We start from the raw sequence: 15700 nt of genomic DNA on the forward strand, positions 1-15700 counted from the left end.
AATGAACAAAAACGATGGCAAAGACATGAGAAAAAATGCACCAAAACAATCGGGGCAGCCAGAACCCTTAAGCGGTTCTCATAAAGTTAAGAATCGCAACCATACCCGTGCAAAACATAATACACATCATGATATGTAAATTTATTAAATAAACCCCTCTTTTTAAGAGGGGTCCACATATACTAAAGCATCTAATAAATTGCTCTCTTCTTCAACTGTTACGGTTCTAAGATCGATAATAAACTCATCTTTTTGGATTCGTCCTACAATAGCTGGCTTGCATTCCGTTCTTAACTTTCTGCCAAGCTGTTCGGATGTAAAGGTATCATGTTTAAGGGCTATTACCAATGTTGGCAACTCGACATCAGGCATGGTTCCCCCACCTACTTGACTAATGTCTTTGAAAATTTTTGTCTCATATCTCTTTGTCCTTTGTAACAATCTGGTAACAAAAGAATGGCATCTTTCGTCTAATTCATGAATAGAAACTAATAAATCACGAATGACCGGAATATTTCGCAAGGCATTTTCACCTCGTGCATAATCAATTAGTGTACCCTCAAGTGCTGCTAAAGTCATCTTATCGACTCGAACCACCCGTGCTAACTGATGTTTCTTTAATTTATCAATGATTTCTTTCTTGCCTGCAATTATGCCTGCTTGCGGACCACCAAGAAGCTTATCGCCACTAAAAGTAACAATATCTGCCCCCATTTCGATGACCTCTTTTACAACCGGTTCTTCTCCAATTCCATGTTTTCTGAAGTCATAGAGGGCCCCACTACCTAAGTCCTCATAGAAAATAGCATCTTCATGGCTTTTCGATAGTGCAATAAGTTCCTCTGTTTCCACAGACTTTGTAAAGCCAATCACCTTAAAATTACTTGTATGGACCTTCATAATGATCGCTGTCTCAGAAGTAACCGCATCTTCGTAATCAAAAAGATGTGTCTTATTGGTTGTCCCTACTTCTTTTAAGATTGCACCGCTTTCCTCCATAATAGATGAAATTCTAAAGGATCCACCAATTTCAACAAGCTGTCCCCTTGAAACGATGACCTCTTTATTTTTCGCTAGTGCTCTTAGGACAAGATAAACAGCGGAGGCATTGTTATTTACAACCATTGCTGCCTCTGCGCCGGTAATTTCCTTAATAAGTGCTTCAACATGACTGTGACGTGAACCTCTTTCCCCTTCTTTTAACTTATACTCAAGATTGGAGTAATTCCGAGCGGTTTCAACGACATGATTGATGGCATTCTCGCTTAATCTTGCCCTGCCAAGATTGGTATGTAGGATAGTCCCCGTTGCATTAATTACTTTTTCTATAGTAAAGGAAAATTGTTTTTCTAATTTATTTTCCAAAATGAGAAATAAATCATCTATAAAAGAGTTTGTTCCAGGGATAGAACCTGGCCATCTATCCTCTATTAGAGCAGTCCTTATATCATCGAGTACTTCTTTTAATTGTTTTGTAAGCTGAGCAGAATCCAACTGGCTTACTTTAAGGAGATATAAAAACCTCTCAAGATTTTGAAGTTCATGCACTGCAGGTATGGAACGTAACCATTGTTTCACCTTAAAAACTCCTTCATTCATCCATCTTTTGCCCCATTATACCATAGGAGTTTCACATTTTAAGGACCAATGAATAAAATGAAACGAGCAAGGGGGTTTAATTATGACTAAAAAAAGACAAACTCAAAATCAATCCTTTGATTATGAGTTAGTAGAAAAATGGCTTGAAAACTATTTTTTGGATCCTCTAACATCGTATCAAGATCAAACTCAATTCCGAATCGATCTTTATGAGACTGAAAAGGAATGGATTGTTGAAGCGCTGTTAAGTGAATATGATGCATCAGAGATTAAAGTATATATTGAACAAAGTAAATTATGTATCACTGCTACAAAATATCCCCCTTCAGAAAACCAATCCAAAAAGTTGCGAAGTATCGATTTTCCTTTTTTAGTGATAAAACAAGAGGTCTTTGCCACTTTTACAAATGGTATTTTAGAGATTTTTATATCAAAAACAAAGAATGGTGTTGGGAAGAATAGATTTATTACCTTGCCTTAAGCTTAAATAGGCAATTATTTTTTAAAGATCAGTTAACATAATACAATTACCGTCAAAAGAAGAGGCCGACTCATAAACCATGGAGTCGGCCTCTTCTTTTTTATTTGGCTTTGTTACATTTGTCTGTTGATTTACGCTCCAGGCGCGAGCGGTTCGCGGGCGTTCCGGAAGCCTCCTCGTCGCTCACTCCTGCGGGGGTCTCCCGAGACCGCTACTCCCGCAGGAGTCTTCGCGCCTTCCGCTCCAATCAACAGGTGTGTCAAATCAACATAATGCTTTAACATAGCCTATTATTTAGATTCCATTATTTGAATGATTTCATCTGTATCAGGAAAAATTCCTGTATCCAGCTTGGAGTATATTTTTTCACCATCAACTGTTACCTCAAATGCCCCACCTGAGCTTGGGATTAGTTCAAGTTTTTGTATGTTTCGATAAAAATGGTTAAACAACTCTTCCGCGAAACTCGCGGCTTTTGGTGCGTAGTTTCATTGCATGCAAAATTCAACGACGACATGATAGTTCTTCATCTTTGTAAACCTCCACATTTCCTCTATCTATATAGTAGAATTATTTTACCCCATCCCCTATTCCATCGCAAATCTTTTGTCTCTTTTAAGTGCGGATTTATAACTAAAGAGTTATACTATGAGAATGGAGGTGGACATGTTGAGTGAGCAAGAAAAGATTCGCCTAACCTCTTTATCAACAAAAGCTGGTTGAGGCTGCAAAATTGGTCCTGAGGACCTGGCGCAAGTTTTGCGTCTGTTACCTAAACAAGAACCTGTTCCCGAATTATTAGTGGGGCTTGATACGTCTGATGACGCTGGAGTATATAAGTTAACTGATTCAATTGCACTTATACAGACCGTAGACTATTTTACCCCTATTGTGGATGATCCTTATATGTTCGGGCAAATTACCGCTGCAAACGCATTAAGTGATGTGTATGCCATGGGAGGACAGCCTAAAACGGTCTTAAATATTGTTGGTTTTCCCATTAAAAAACTAGGAGCCGAAATGCTTTCAGAGATCCTACGTGGTGCTGCAGATAAGGTTAAAGAGGCTGGTGCTATTACTGTGGGCGGTCATTCAATTGATGACCAAGAACCTAAATTTGGTCTTTCGGTTACTGGAATTGTTCACCCTGATAAAGTTTGGAAAAATGTCGGAGCTAAACCTGGCGACGTCCTTGTGATTACCAAGCCAATTGGTGTAGGAATTTTGACAACCGGAATCAAAAGAAGTGTGGTTACAGCTGAGCAAGAACAAATCGTTACGGAAACAATGGCGATGTTGAATAAGACTGCTTCGGAGGTTCTAACCAATTATCAGCCGCATTCCGTTACTGACATTACCGGTTTCGGGCTATTGGGTCATGGCAGTGAAATGGCTCGCGGAAGTGATGTGAGCTTTGAGATCACCAATAGTCAGGTTCCTATGCTAGAAGGTACTTTGCAGTTAGCGAAGGACGGTGTGGTACCAGGTGGATCCAAATCAAATCATCAATGGTTAATAAACGATGTTGTTTATGAGGAAGGAATTCTCCCTGAGGAGCAGCTTGTTCTGTGTGATGCAATTACTTCTGGTGGTTTACTTATTTCAATGGGTGAAGAGGAAGCACAAACATACGTTGATGATCTCCATGCAAAAGGCTTGTCACATGCAGCCATTATCGGTCGCGTGACCGAGAAAAAAGATAAATTGATTTATGTAAAAAGATAACAGCGAAGCAATTGCTTCGCTGTTTTTTTGTACAATTACAGTTTTTTACGCAGTTTTTCAAGCATATCTCGTGTCATTTTGTCTAAATCATACTCGTAAGTAAAGCCCCATTCATTTTTAGCAGCTTTTGCATCAATCGAATTTGGCCAACTATCTGCAATACTTTGACGAGCTGGGTCGACATTATATGAAATTTCGAAGCCAGGGATATACTTAGCAATACTAGTTGCGATCTCCTCAGGGTCAAAGCTCATGGCTGTTACGTTAAATGAATTGCGGTGAATCAACTTTGAAGGATCTGCTTCCATTAAATTAACAATAGCATTTAAGGCATCAGGCATGTACATCATATCCATATATGTGCCTTTATCAATATAAGAAGTATACTTACCATTTTTAATGGCTTCATAATAGATTTCGACCGCATAATCCGTAGTACCTCCACCAGGAAGAGCCACATAAGAAATTAATCCTGGGAAACGTAAGCCACGAGTATCTACGCCAAACTTGTGATAATAATAATCCGATAACAATTCTCCCGCTACCTTATTGACACCATACATCGTGGTTGGACGCATAATCGTGTCCTGTGGTGTACTGTCTTTAGGAGTAGTTGGGCCAAATGCACCAATAGAACTTGGAGTAAAGAATTGAGCATTAAGCTCTCTAGCTGTTTCCAATGCATTCATTAGACCGCCCATATTCAAGTTCCAAGCAAATACAGGCTTTGCTTCCGCGGTTGCTGAAAGAAGTGCAGCTAAATGCATTACAGTGTCTACTTGGTATTTTTTTGCCGTTTCTACCATTTTGTTTAAATCTGTTACATCTACCGTTTCAAACGGTCCGCTATTTGCTGCCTCGCTATCATTCTTCTTGATATCTGTAGCAATAACGTTATCTGCTCCGTATATGTCTCTTAGTTTTAAGGTTAATTCTGAACCAATTTGACCTAAGGCACCTGTAATTAAAATTCGCTTCATTGTTTCTCCGTCCTCTTCACTTTTGCTAAGTAATTCTGTCTTCCATTATAGCTACGTCACCCAATACCTAGAGGTTCCGTTCATATTCATTTATTAAATAACGCCCATTTCCTTGCCGACTTTCTCATAAATAGCAATAGCTCGATCGAGCATTTCTTTTGTATGGGCAGCAGTTGGCATATTACGAACACGTCCTGTTCCTTTTGGTACAGTTGGGAACACAATCGCCTTTGCATATACACCTTCTTCATTCAAACGTTTGCTGAATTGTTGAGTAAGTGCTTCGTCCCCGATGATACATGGAGTTATTGGCGTTTCACTGTTGCCGATATTGAAGCCTAATTCTTTTAACCCTTTTTTCAAATAGTTACCATTTTCCCAAAGCTTTTCGTTCAGTTCCGTACTTTCCATTAAAATTTCAATGGACTTCTTACTTGCCGCAACATCTGCAGGAGTTAGAGAAGTAGAGAATAAGAATGGGCGACTACGAACCTTTAACCAGTCAATTAAATTCTTCTTGCCAGCCACATATCCGCCAACAACACCAATTGCCTTAGATAGTGTCCCAATTTGGAAATCTATTTTATCTGAAAGACCAAAATGCTTCACTGTTCCAGCCCCATCACCAAGGACACCGGAGCCATGGGCATCATCCACATATGTAATCAAATCAAATTCTTCTGCAATTTTTACAATTTCAGGTAATAACGCAACATCCCCGTCCATGGAGAACACACCATCAGTAATTACCATGATTTTATTATAGAGGCCGGACTCTTTCGCTTCTTTGGCCTTTGCACGTAAGTCTTCCATGTCAGAGTGGTTGACACGGATAATTTTTGCTCTAGAAAGGCGGCAGCCATCAATGATAGAGGCGTGGTTTAGTTCATCAGATAGAATGGCGTCATTTTTATCCATTACAGCAGAAATAGCTGCCATATTACAGTTAAAACCGGATTGGTATGCAATTGCTGCTTCAGTATGCTTGAATTCTGCTAATTTTTCTTCTAATTCAACATGAAGTTTAAGTGTCCCGTTGATGGTCCGGACCGCACCAGCACCGACACCAAATTTTTCGATCGCATCAGCTGCTGCCTTTTTTAATCGTTCATCGGTTGCTAAACCTAAATAGTTATTGGAAGAAAGATTGACAAGCTCTCTGCCATTTATCGTAATTAATGGGCCGTTGGGACTTTCAAGTGGGTCAATTACATTGTATAAACCCTTCCCTTTTAAATCCTCTAGGTTTTCATTTAAAAATTGCTCCAAAATGGTACTGGACATGCTCGATTCCCCCTATTTGCGTTCGTAGGTTATATTATTTTTCCTTAAAAAACATTTGTCCGCGTGGAATGGACAATAGATAGCTGTTAAACAGCGTAATTAAAGGATTTCTACCCATACTTTATCATAAAATTAACTTATTGTTCATACCTAGAGGACAAAAGATAAAAATATTTTTATACTTTTTTAAGATACCCTATCTAAATAGCACTTATTTAAGCATAAAACCTACATTTGGAATATTGTTCATTTCATTTACGACTACCATTACGTTATAATCATCTAATTAAGCAAACAGATTGTTTCTAAGAAAGGATGTCAACTTTGTCATTATTGTATTCTCTTATTTATACACTTCTTATTGGTTTCGTGTTTATTTTCCTATTCAAGCTTGCCTATGAATTCTTTTACGGCGAAAATCAAGAAAAGCAAATGAGGAAAATACACAAATATTTTCATAAAGAAACGATTAAGAAAATCGATCGATTAGAACATATACCTCGAAAATATACGATGTACCAAGTAGTAACAGACAAGGAAACAAAAAAGATCAAATTGAAACCGGGATATAAAGTAATTAAAATAGTTGCCAAAGAGCAAAAAAAGAAAAAATAAATGACTTATTCTTGAACATAAAGGAACCTATCCATATCATGGACAGGTTCCTTTCACTTTATATACCGGTTGGCCACGTCGACAACAGCCGTTCACTTTTTTCACGCTTAGAAGTCAGCAGATATTCGATGGATTGAGAGAGAAATTTTCTCGTTTCACTAGGGTGTATGACATCGTCAATTAAATGCTTGGCCGCGGCTTTATATGGTGAGCTGTCAAAAGACCATAGCTCTAATAGCTTCTGCCTTTCCTCTTTTGGATTTTCAGCGTGAGCAAGTTCTCTCCCAAAAACTACGTTGACTCCAACTTCTGGACCGGTAAAATTAATCTCTGCTGTCGGCCAGGCGACGACTAAATCTCCTCCCATTCCTGGGCCGCACATATTCCCGTAAGCAGCACCAATACTTTTTCGAATCACAACGGATATTTTAGGTACAGTTGCTAGCGACAATGCCTGGTTCCATACCATGATTTTTGTCGGCATTTTTGCTTTCTCCGCTTCACTGCTGATTCGAAAACCAGGTGTATCATGCAGGAAAATAAGCGGAATATGGTAGGAATCACATAAACAAATAAATTCCGTTGCCTTTTGACATTCCTGTGGTCCTGGTGCACCAGCATACTGATTTGGCTGGTTAGCAACGATACCTACACAATGTCCATTTAAGTGAGCAAAAGTTGTAATGAGTCCTTTACCAAATTTTCTTTGATACTCAAAAGTAACCCCATCATCAACGAGCACTTCAATTATTTTCTTCATATCATATACACGATTGTTTTGCTGAGGCAAAATAGTAAATACTTCTTCAACCAGGCGATAGGGATCATCGTTCGTTTGTCTCATTTTCGGCCGTTCACCTGCATGTTGTGGCATGTATGAAAAATAGTTTTTTAACTGCTCAATGCATTCATCTTCTGTACTGCCATCCTCATCAATTTGACCCGTAAATTTATGATGAATATCAACTCCTCCTAATTCCTCCGGAGTTAATTTTTGACCATTTGCAAGTTCAAGCATTCGCGGGCCGGCAATAGCCATACATGTCCCTTGAAGCTGGGTAACGAAATCAGAAGATACTGCGGCCCAGGTTGGACCGCCAAAGCTATCACCAAGAATAGCCGTCATGGTCGGAACTTGGCGATGAAGGGTAAGCATTTCACGAGGAAACAATTTATCGCTTATTCCATCAGACCCCATTCCATCAGGCATACGTAAGCCTCCTCCTTCATGAAGAGAAAAAATAGGCAGGCCGTTTTTCACTGCAAATTCATGTATACTCTTTGATTTACGAATATGGACATTGCCTTCTGTACCGGCGAATACAGTCTTGTCCCCAGCTTGAATAATCGCAGGTCTACCGTTTATTTTACCTACACCTGTAATGAGTCCATCTCCATAGCTTTTATGTTCAGCTCCTTTTACATCAGAAGTATTAAGCATGCCGAGCTCCATAAAGGTACCTTCATCTGTTAATTTATTTATTCTCTCCCTCGCTGTCAGCAGTCCTCTATTATGTTGTGCGGCTATTTTTTCGGGTCCTCCACCTAAAAGAGCGGCTTCTTTCTTTGCCTGCAGATCATTAGTAAGTTGCTTTAAAGTATCCATGTTTCGCTCTCCTACTCCTCTTTTAGTAATTTTCGAAGTACCTTCCCAGAAGGTGTTGCGGGAAGTTGATCAATGATTTCTATATAGCGGGGATATTTATAGGCAGCCATCGTCTCTTTTGCCCATGCAATCAGGTCTTCAGCTGTAAGTTTCTCTTTTTCTCTATCATGTAAAACAACAAACGCTTTCACCACTTCACCTTTTATAGGATCAGGAACACCAATGACAGCGGATTGTCTAATAGCAGGGTGGAGGTTTAGTAGAGCTTCAACATCTTCCGGAAAAATACTATAACCCGAACTTTTTATCATTTCCTTTACCCGACCAAGGAAATATAAATAGCCCTCATCGTCAAGATATCCTATATCTCCTGTATGAACCCAACCGTCCTGTAGTGTCTCTGAGGTAGCATCAGGTCTGTTTAAATACCCTTTAAATACACCTGGGTTTTTAATAACAATTTCTCCCTGCTTGCCTGCTGGTAGTTCCTCGCCCGTTTCAAGGCTCAAAATCCGTATTTGTGTTTCATAAATGGGAATACCACAGGATCCATACTTAATTTTATCTTTTGGCATAAAGGTATCACAGGTGTGTGTCTCACTTAGACCGTAGGCTGCTTCAAAGAGGCTACATCCATTTGTCAGAGTACGCCAATTATCCGCTAATTCTGCAGTCACTTGGACACCAAAGCTCGTTGCCAAATTCGTTTTTAAACTGGAAAGATTTCTTTCCTTGATGGTTGGAAGTTGTAAAATGGCCCAATTCATAGGTGCAATGCTATACCAATATGTGATCCGTTCTTTTTCAATGGCTTCAACGGTGGCATGAGGATCAAAACGAGTGAATAAAACACATGGGCGCCCTGTGTATACGGGACTATTAAGTCCCATGACCATACCGGCAATATGACATAACGGGGCACTAGCTAATAAAACATCCTTTTTCCCCATTCCATTTGCTTGCATAGAGGCAGCTGTTTTGAATAACGCATTTCCGTAAGTTAACATGGCCCCTTTCGGCCTGCCGGTTGTGCCTGAGGTAAAAACGATTAATCCAACATCATTCCATATATCAATCGGTTCTTTGGCTTCATAAGGTGATTCATTTTGGAGAATTTCACAAAAGTCATCTGTTTCAGTGAAATGTTGTTTGGGTAATAGGAATTCTTCTGGAAACTGCCATTCGGGTTGCTCTGGGAGGAAATCATGATAATTTGTGGTAACAACAAATTGTAATGGGTGGGTTTTTTCTATAGCTTTTTTCACTAGGGGATACCCTTCTGAACCTGAAATGATTCCTTCAATCGGTGCTTCTTCTAAAAAGTAAGCTAATTCATTCTCTTTAAACATAGGATTCAAAGGAACTACCATTCCGCCTAACTTCTGAATAGCAAAATGAGCAATAATATATTGAGGGCAGTTTTGCATATAAAGGGCTACACAACTCCCCTTCTTCACGCCCATCCTATGTAAATAGTGTGCAAATCGTTGTACCTGATTCGAAAGTGCACCCCAGGTAATCCTCGTACCGTAAAAAATGTAGGCTGTTTCATTAGGTTTCTGTTTAGCATGTTGATCCAAGTAATCAACGAGTGACTTTTCTCCCTGTAAATAAGTTAGTTTAGCGGGTAATTGAGTTGGCCAGTAAGGGTGAGTTTTTTCTACCATTTACATCTCTCCTATATTGTAAGAATAGAAAATACTTTGTTTTAAATTTTTACATTCTAACCGGTTAGTATTTTTATAGAAGAGAAGACCCACAATGAGCCTTCTCTTTTCTATACTACATTTATTCAACTATGAACCTATTAATTCACATGAACCCCGTTTAATTGACTGGCACTCCGATTCAATTTTTCAAGAGCCTCTTTATACTCAAGCTCTAATCGATTAATAATTTCGGCGGTTGATTCAATTTTATCAATCGCCCCCACTCCATGACCAGCGGACCAAATATCCCGCCATGCTTTTGATTTCGTCTCTCTCTGCATACTATCAAAATTAACTTGGTCTTTTTTTACAAGCTGTTCAGGGTTTAATCCCGCTTTTACAATACTAGGCTTTAACATATTACACATCACACCTGAAAAAGCATCTGTTAAAACAATATCTTCCTGTGTGGACTCAACTAGCATCTCTCTATATTCATCATTTGCCATGCTTTCTGTGGCCACAATGAAGCGTGTCCCCATATAAGCAAGATCTGCACCAGCAGCCTGCGCTGCTAATATTCCTTTACCTGTTGATATCGAACCAGCAAGGATGATTATTCCATCCCAAAAGCCTCTTACCATGTCAACAAAGGCAAAACTATTAATTTGGCCAGCATGCCCACCCGCCCCGCTTGCTACTAAAATTAAACCATCTACTCCTGTTTCGGCTGCTTTTCTAGCAAATTTCAAATCGCTTACATCAGAGAATACAAGACCACCATATTCGTGTACGATATCAACTACATGTTTTGGACTCCCTAGTGAAGTAATAACTAATTGTGGTTTATGCTTTTTAATCAGTTCCAACTCTTCCTGAAGGCGGCCATACGTGCTATGTACCACCATATTCATGGCCCACGGAGCAATTTTACGATCAGGGTTCTGTACACGAGCTTCCTCTAGCTCTTCATTTAATTGTCCCATCCATTGATCAAGTACCTCGATAGGTCTTGCATTGGGAGCAGGAAAAGAACCAATCACTCCATTCAAACAACAATTTTTAACAAGGTCTGGCCCAGATACTAAAAACATTGGTGCAGAAATAACAGGAAGCCTAAGCTGAGTCCACCAGTTTTCAGGAATACCTTTATTCATCACACTCACTCCTAATTTAGAATTTTCTGAATAAAACACTCTTCTCTATAGTACCTGAAAATGAATGGTTATTCAATCTTTAGAGGGAATAAATATGAAACTTGATTAAAGGCGAATATTTCAACTAATAACAAACATAGCATTCGTATATTAGATAAATAAGATTGATTTCCGCATTACTTATGCTATAATGTTAGTAAATTAATAAAGTATCACTCATATAATAGCGGGGATATGGCCCGCAAGTTTCTACCAGATTGCCGTTAACAATCTGACTATGAGTGAGTAATAGAAGTTCGTTTATTCAAACGAATATTTCTATATCCTTTCGGCATAAAAGCCCAAAGGTCATTGCTCACTCCATTTTTGTTGTGAACATGACTTTTGGGCTTTTTATTTTTTAGGAGGTAAATATGAAACTATTAGAGGAAAAAATTAAAAAGGATGGAATGGTCCTAAATGAACATGTTCTGAAGGTAGATTCGTTTTTGAATCATCAATTAGACCCTTCTTTAATGAACGAGATTGGCAAAGAGTTTGCTGCTCGGTTTAATGGAAACGGGATTACAAAAATCGTAACCATTGAATCGTCTGGAATTGCACCTGCTGTCATGGCTGGATTACATATGATGATTCCTGTCGTTTTTGCTAGGAAAAAGAAATCTTTAACCCTTACAGATGATTTGCTCACTGCGAGTGTTTATTCGTTTACAAAAAACGAAACAAATGAAATATCTGTCTCAAAAAAATATGTGGATGCAAATGATAAAGTACTGATCATTGATGATTTTCTCGCTAACGGAGAGGCCGCCCTTGGCTTAGTGAACATCGTTCAACAAACTGGTGCAGAGGTTACTGGTATTGGCATTGTGATTGAAAAATCCTTCCAAAACGGTTCCCGTAAGCTGCAGGATCTTGGTTTAAGGGTTGAATCTTTAGCCCAAATTGCCTCACTTACAAATGGAGAGGTTACATTTATTAATGAAAAAGTGGAGGAATATATCAAATGAAACAACATCCTTTAAAAATAGCATCTTTAGGAATTCAACATGTGTTAGCCATGTATGCTGGTGCAGTGATTGTACCACTTATTATTGGAGGAGCACTAAAATTTTCCGGAGAACAATTAACCTATTTAGTTTCCATCGACATATTAATGTGTGGGATAGCCACTATATTACAAGTTTGGCAGAATCGTTTTTTTGGGGTGGGCTTACCAATTGTTCTAGGGTGTACCTTTACGGCTGTCGGACCCATCATTTCAATTGGCAGCCAATACGGTATATCTTCCATATACGGCTCTATTCTTATTTCAGGTCTAATCGTTGTTCTTATTTCACAATTTTTCGGTAAATTAATTAAGTTCTTCCCTCCTGTTGTTACTGGTTCAGTCGTTACCATCATAGGAATTACCTTAATTCCAGTTGCAATGAACAACATGGCTGGGGGCCAAGGGAGCCCTGATTTTGGCAGTATCTCAAATATCAGTCTTGCTTTCGGTACATTGTTATTTATCATTTTACTTTATAGATTTACAAAAGGCTTTATCCGCTCTATTTCAATCCTCCTTGGATTAGGTGCTGGAACAATTGCAGCATCTTTAATGGGTAAAGTGAATTTTGCAGCTGTAACCGACGCTTCATGGTTTCATATGGTCAAACCCTTTTATTTTGGAACTCCTTCATTTGAATTAACACCGATTATTACAATGACATTAGTAGCCATTGTTAGTCTAGTAGAGTCAACAGGTGTCTATTTAGCATTAAGTGATATAACAGGAAAAAAGCTTACCGAGGAGGATTTATCAAGAGGTTATCGTGCAGAAGGAATTGCAAGTATACTTGGTGCTTTGTTTAATGCCTTCCCGTATACCACTTATTCCCAAAACGTTGGACTCGTTCAGTTATCTGGTGTAAAAGGGAAAAATGTTATCTATACGATGGGTGGAATCCTTGTGGTCCTTGGTTTTGTACCAAAAATAGGTGCGTTTACAACGGTGATCCCAACACCTGTTCTAGGTGGGGCAATGGTAGCCATGTTTGGAATGGTAATTGCCTATGGAATTAAAATGCTAAGCAAAGTGGAATTTGCTTCACAAGAAAACCTACTTATAATTGCTTGCTCAGTTGGTATGGGTCTTGGTGTAACTGCTGTACCTGATTTATTTACCCACCTTCCAGAAAGCATAAAAATCTTAACCAACAATGGAATTGTCGCTGGAAGCTTTACTGCTATCTTTTTAAACATTATTTTTAATGTAGTAAAACCATCCAAGCATCAGCAAGCGACTTCCAGTTTACGAGCATCATAATTTACACAAAAAAAATAGGCGGAGCTACTCTATGCTCCGCCTGATTAAATCAATTAAACTCATTACACTTTTTTGGTTTGAAGAATTCGACACTGTTTTCGTAGAGACATCTGTCCCCTGATTTCCTTCACCAGAACCAGTTATGGATTTTGTTACCGAAATGGGAGCAATATATACAGCCCCCCCAAAGTTGACAATACCGCCTGAAATCGTACCGATATTAATCCCGTCTTGATTGAGCGCCACCCTTTGTCCCCCTTTATTTTTTAATAGTATATGTAAAAGTAAGGGTGCTTGTCTAAACTTCTTCATTAATACGAATAAAAATAGAAACTCCTATTTCGTTTCGTCCTTTCATACACGAGAAAAACAAAGTTTGGAATGTTGAAGAATGGCCACATTTATCCGTTTAATGATATTTTAGAACCCCTGTGCTATTTCAGGGGTTTTTCCTATTATCACAGGCTTTTTAAGCTTTTTACCGACATTTATCTATCGATTAAACAGATTTATGCAGATAGAATAAATCGATTTAATGAATTTATTTTAAAATAGCATTTCTCTATAATTTTAAAAGCAAGGACATATCTACTATATAAAACATAAGAACCGAGGAGATTTTGTTTATGAAAAAATGGTTGTCTGTTATGATTACTGTATTACTACTATTTTCTTTAGCTGCATGTGGACAGAAAGAAGAAAAATCAAGTGAAACTAAAAAAGAAACCACAACTAAAGAAGTGTTTAAAATAGGTGCGATTCCTGACCAAAATGCTGCTGACCTGGAAAAAGGGATGACAGCTGTTGCAAATTACCTAAGCGAAAAAACGGGGATGAAGGTTGAATTTGTCCCATCAGTTGATTATGCAGCACTTGTTACTGGCTTTCAACGTGGTGAAATTCATATGGCATGGTTTGGCGGATTAACAAGCGTACAAGCTAGAAATCTTGTTCCAGATGCTGAATCCATTGTCCAAAGACCTCGTGATGCAGAATTCCATTCTGTTTTTATTACCCAAGCATCAGAAAATATTACGAAGCTTGAAGATCTTAAAGGGAAATCTTTTACTTTTGGTAGTGAAAGCTCTACATCAGGCCATTTAATGCCACGTTACTACTTATCCGAAGCTGGTATCGATGCTAATAAAGACTTTGATGGCAAACCAAACTTCTCAGGTTCACATGATACAACATACAAGTTAATTGAATCAGGTGCCTTTAAAGCCGGTGCTCTAAACGAAGCAGTTTGGGAAGCAGCAGTTAAAGAAGGAAAAGTAGATACAAATAAAGTAAAAGTATTCTATACAACACCAGCTTATTATGACTATAACTGGACCATTAACAGCAATGTTGAAGAAGAATTTGGTAAGGGTACGAAAAAGAAAGTAAAGGATGCTCTTCTTTCTATTACTGGTGAGCAAAAAGAAATTGCTGACTTATTCCAAACTGACAGCTTTGTCGAAACAAAAAATGATAACTACAAAAAGATTGAAAAGGTCGCAAAAGAATTACAGATTATTAAGTAGTAGGTGTAGTTGAGATGTCTTCAAATATAAAAATAGAAGCAAAAAACATATCGAAACACTATGAGCGGAAGATAGCCTTATCTTCCCTTTCTTTTTCTATAAAGGAAGGAGAATTAGTTGCGTTAATTGGACCAAGTGGGGCAGGAAAAACCACCCTATTGAATGCAATTGCCGGGTTGGTTCCTTTGAACAGCGGGGATCTCATAATTGATACTAAACTTCTAACTTCCTATAAAAAAGGCAAAGTCTTTGCCAAAAAAGTAGGAGTTATTCGCCAGCAATTCGACTTAATCGGACCACTTGCTGTTATTCATAACGTCCTAGCGGGGAAATTAGCTGACTGGGGTCTTTTCAAGTCCCTTTTGTCATTACTTGTTCCACAAGAAAAAGAAGTAGCCGTCAATGCACTTAAACGAGTGGGATTAACTGAAAAAGTATATGAGATTACCTCTTCCTTATCTGGTGGCGAACAGCAGCGAGTAGCGATGGCACGATTAATGGTACAAAAGCCAGAAGTCATTCTTGCTGACGAACCGGTTGCCTCTCTTGACCCTGCGCGGGCAGATGATTTGCTTTCTATGTTAACTAGTATTGTCACTGAGGAAAAGCAAACCTTAATCGCAAGCTTGCATTCTGTTGAATATGCGCGTAAGTATTTTACGAGGATTATTTCTCTAAAGAACGGTGAAATATTTTTTGATTTACCAACAGACCAAGTGACTGATGAATTGCTTAATGACCTCTATCAGTTAAAGGAGCAAGGGTAA

16 protein-coding genes and 1 riboswitch are annotated in these 15700 nt (G+C 38.6%); of the genes, 8 read left to right on the forward strand and 8 right to left on the reverse strand.

The window, feature by feature from the left end:
* The first annotated feature begins 1 nt into the window (after position 1).
* Entirely contained in the window at positions 2 to 139 is a 138-nt protein-coding gene (locus AC3A54_RS10675) for a small acid-soluble spore protein P (protein ID WP_088087701.1), read from the forward strand.
* A 23-nt stretch (positions 140 to 162) separates the two neighbouring features.
* Here the strand turns inward: AC3A54_RS10675 and selA are convergent, their stop codons facing one another.
* Positions 163 to 1578, reverse strand: coding sequence for an L-seryl-tRNA(Sec) selenium transferase (gene selA, locus AC3A54_RS10680; protein WP_487654447.1), 1416 nt, complete (start codon positions 1576 to 1578; stop codon positions 163 to 165).
* Positions 1579 to 1681: 103 nt separating this feature from the next.
* Here selA and AC3A54_RS10685 point away from each other — a divergent pair, with 103 nt between their 5' ends.
* Positions 1682 to 2080, forward strand: a complete 399-nt coding sequence (locus AC3A54_RS10685) for an Hsp20/alpha crystallin family protein (RefSeq protein WP_335549374.1) — start codon at positions 1682 to 1684, stop codon at positions 2078 to 2080.
* A 290-nt stretch (positions 2081 to 2370) separates the two neighbouring features.
* Here the strand turns inward: AC3A54_RS10685 and AC3A54_RS10690 are convergent, their stop codons facing one another.
* Complete coding sequence (locus AC3A54_RS10690) at positions 2371 to 2610, reverse strand: Rdx family protein (protein WP_374121051.1); 240 nt, start codon at positions 2608 to 2610, stop codon at positions 2371 to 2373.
* A 136-nt stretch (positions 2611 to 2746) separates the two neighbouring features.
* Here AC3A54_RS10690 and selD point away from each other — a divergent pair, with 136 nt between their 5' ends.
* Positions 2747 to 3805 (forward strand): selenide, water dikinase SelD, encoded by a 1059-nt coding sequence (gene selD / locus AC3A54_RS10695; protein ID WP_487654448.1) that lies wholly within the window; start codon positions 2747 to 2749, stop codon positions 3803 to 3805.
* Between the two features lie 35 nt (positions 3806 to 3840).
* Here the strand turns inward: selD and AC3A54_RS10700 are convergent, their stop codons facing one another.
* Both AC3A54_RS10700 and AC3A54_RS10705 read right to left on the reverse strand, forming a co-directional pair.
* Positions 3841 to 4785 (reverse strand): L-threonine 3-dehydrogenase, encoded by a 945-nt coding sequence (locus AC3A54_RS10700; protein WP_487654449.1) that lies wholly within the window; start codon positions 4783 to 4785, stop codon positions 3841 to 3843.
* A 93-nt stretch (positions 4786 to 4878) separates the two neighbouring features.
* On the reverse strand, positions 4879 to 6069 hold the full coding sequence (locus AC3A54_RS10705) for a glycine C-acetyltransferase (protein ID WP_487654450.1): 1191 nt from the start codon (positions 6067 to 6069) through the stop codon (positions 4879 to 4881).
* A 324-nt stretch (positions 6070 to 6393) separates the two neighbouring features.
* Here AC3A54_RS10705 and AC3A54_RS10710 point away from each other — a divergent pair, with 324 nt between their 5' ends.
* Positions 6394 to 6684, forward strand: a complete 291-nt coding sequence (locus tag AC3A54_RS10710; RefSeq protein ID WP_487654451.1) for a hypothetical protein — start codon at positions 6394 to 6396, stop codon at positions 6682 to 6684.
* A gap of 58 nt (positions 6685 to 6742) precedes the next feature.
* On the opposite strand, the gene AC3A54_RS10715 is transcribed toward AC3A54_RS10710, so the two are convergent.
* The 3 genes from AC3A54_RS10715 to AC3A54_RS10725 form a co-directional block, all read right to left on the reverse strand.
* Positions 6743 to 8290, reverse strand: a complete 1548-nt coding sequence (locus tag AC3A54_RS10715; RefSeq protein WP_487654452.1) for an acyl-CoA carboxylase subunit beta — start codon at positions 8288 to 8290, stop codon at positions 6743 to 6745.
* Between the two features lie 11 nt (positions 8291 to 8301).
* Entirely contained in the window at positions 8302 to 9957 is a 1656-nt protein-coding gene (locus AC3A54_RS10720; RefSeq protein ID WP_487654453.1) for a class I adenylate-forming enzyme family protein, read from the reverse strand.
* A 140-nt stretch (positions 9958 to 10097) separates the two neighbouring features.
* The gene (locus AC3A54_RS10725) at positions 10098 to 11096 is read right to left on the reverse strand and encodes an NAD(P)H-dependent flavin oxidoreductase (protein ID WP_487654454.1); all 999 of its coding nucleotides are present in this window, start codon (positions 11094 to 11096) and stop codon (positions 10098 to 10100) included.
* 196 nt (positions 11097 to 11292) lie between these two features.
* Positions 11293 to 11394, forward strand: a riboswitch (purine riboswitch).
* A gap of 115 nt (positions 11395 to 11509) precedes the next feature.
* Here AC3A54_RS10725 and AC3A54_RS10730 point away from each other — a divergent pair.
* Positions 11510 to 12106, forward strand: a complete 597-nt coding sequence (locus AC3A54_RS10730) for a xanthine phosphoribosyltransferase (protein ID WP_487654455.1) — start codon at positions 11510 to 11512, stop codon at positions 12104 to 12106.
* Positions 12103 to 13407, forward strand: coding sequence for a nucleobase:cation symporter-2 family protein (locus AC3A54_RS10735; RefSeq protein WP_487654456.1), 1305 nt, complete (start codon positions 12103 to 12105; stop codon positions 13405 to 13407). Before AC3A54_RS10730 ends, AC3A54_RS10735 begins: the two co-directional genes overlap by 4 nt.
* A 24-nt stretch (positions 13408 to 13431) precedes the next feature.
* Here the strand turns inward: AC3A54_RS10735 and AC3A54_RS10740 are convergent, their stop codons facing one another.
* Complete coding sequence (locus tag AC3A54_RS10740; RefSeq protein ID WP_487654457.1) at positions 13432 to 13653, reverse strand: spore germination protein; 222 nt, start codon at positions 13651 to 13653, stop codon at positions 13432 to 13434.
* A gap of 380 nt (positions 13654 to 14033) precedes the next feature.
* Between AC3A54_RS10740 and AC3A54_RS10745 the strand changes: the two genes are divergently transcribed.
* Both AC3A54_RS10745 and AC3A54_RS10750 read left to right on the forward strand, forming a co-directional pair.
* The gene (locus AC3A54_RS10745; protein WP_487654458.1) at positions 14034 to 14933 is read left to right on the forward strand and encodes a putative selenate ABC transporter substrate-binding protein; all 900 of its coding nucleotides are present in this window, start codon (positions 14034 to 14036) and stop codon (positions 14931 to 14933) included.
* 14 nt (positions 14934 to 14947) lie between these two features.
* Positions 14948 to 15700: a phosphonate ABC transporter ATP-binding protein gene (locus tag AC3A54_RS10750; RefSeq protein ID WP_487654459.1), complete on the forward strand. Its 753-nt coding sequence runs from the start codon at positions 14948 to 14950 to the stop codon at positions 15698 to 15700.

This window comes from Neobacillus sp. Soil_C_43 (assembly GCF_057656715.1).

What these genes read in the sequence shown, in the direction of transcription:
- AC3A54_RS10735 (WP_487654456.1), top strand. Translation starts at nt 12,103, where the DNA reads ATGAAACAACATCCTTTAAAAATAGCATCTTTAGGAATTCAACATGTG.
- AC3A54_RS10705 (WP_487654450.1), bottom strand. Translation starts at nt 6,069, where the DNA reads ATGTCCAGTACCATTTTGGAGCAATTTTTAAATGAAAACCTAGAGGAT.
- AC3A54_RS10715 (WP_487654452.1), bottom strand. Translation starts at nt 8,290, where the DNA reads ATGGATACTTTAAAGCAACTTACTAATGATCTGCAGGCAAAGAAAGAA.
- AC3A54_RS10725 (WP_487654454.1), bottom strand. Translation starts at nt 11,096, where the DNA reads ATGAATAAAGGTATTCCTGAAAACTGGTGGACTCAGCTTAGGCTTCCT.
- AC3A54_RS10730 (WP_487654455.1), top strand. Translation starts at nt 11,510, where the DNA reads ATGAAACTATTAGAGGAAAAAATTAAAAAGGATGGAATGGTCCTAAAT.
- AC3A54_RS10720 (WP_487654453.1), bottom strand. Translation starts at nt 9,957, where the DNA reads ATGGTAGAAAAAACTCACCCTTACTGGCCAACTCAATTACCCGCTAAA.
- AC3A54_RS10685 (WP_335549374.1), top strand. Translation starts at nt 1,682, where the DNA reads ATGACTAAAAAAAGACAAACTCAAAATCAATCCTTTGATTATGAGTTA.
- AC3A54_RS10700 (WP_487654449.1), bottom strand. Translation starts at nt 4,785, where the DNA reads ATGAAGCGAATTTTAATTACAGGTGCCTTAGGTCAAATTGGTTCAGAA.
- AC3A54_RS10675 (WP_088087701.1), top strand. Translation starts at nt 2, where the DNA reads ATGAACAAAAACGATGGCAAAGACATGAGAAAAAATGCACCAAAACAA.
- AC3A54_RS10745 (WP_487654458.1), top strand. Translation starts at nt 14,034, where the DNA reads ATGAAAAAATGGTTGTCTGTTATGATTACTGTATTACTACTATTTTCT.
- AC3A54_RS10750 (WP_487654459.1), top strand. Translation starts at nt 14,948, where the DNA reads ATGTCTTCAAATATAAAAATAGAAGCAAAAAACATATCGAAACACTAT.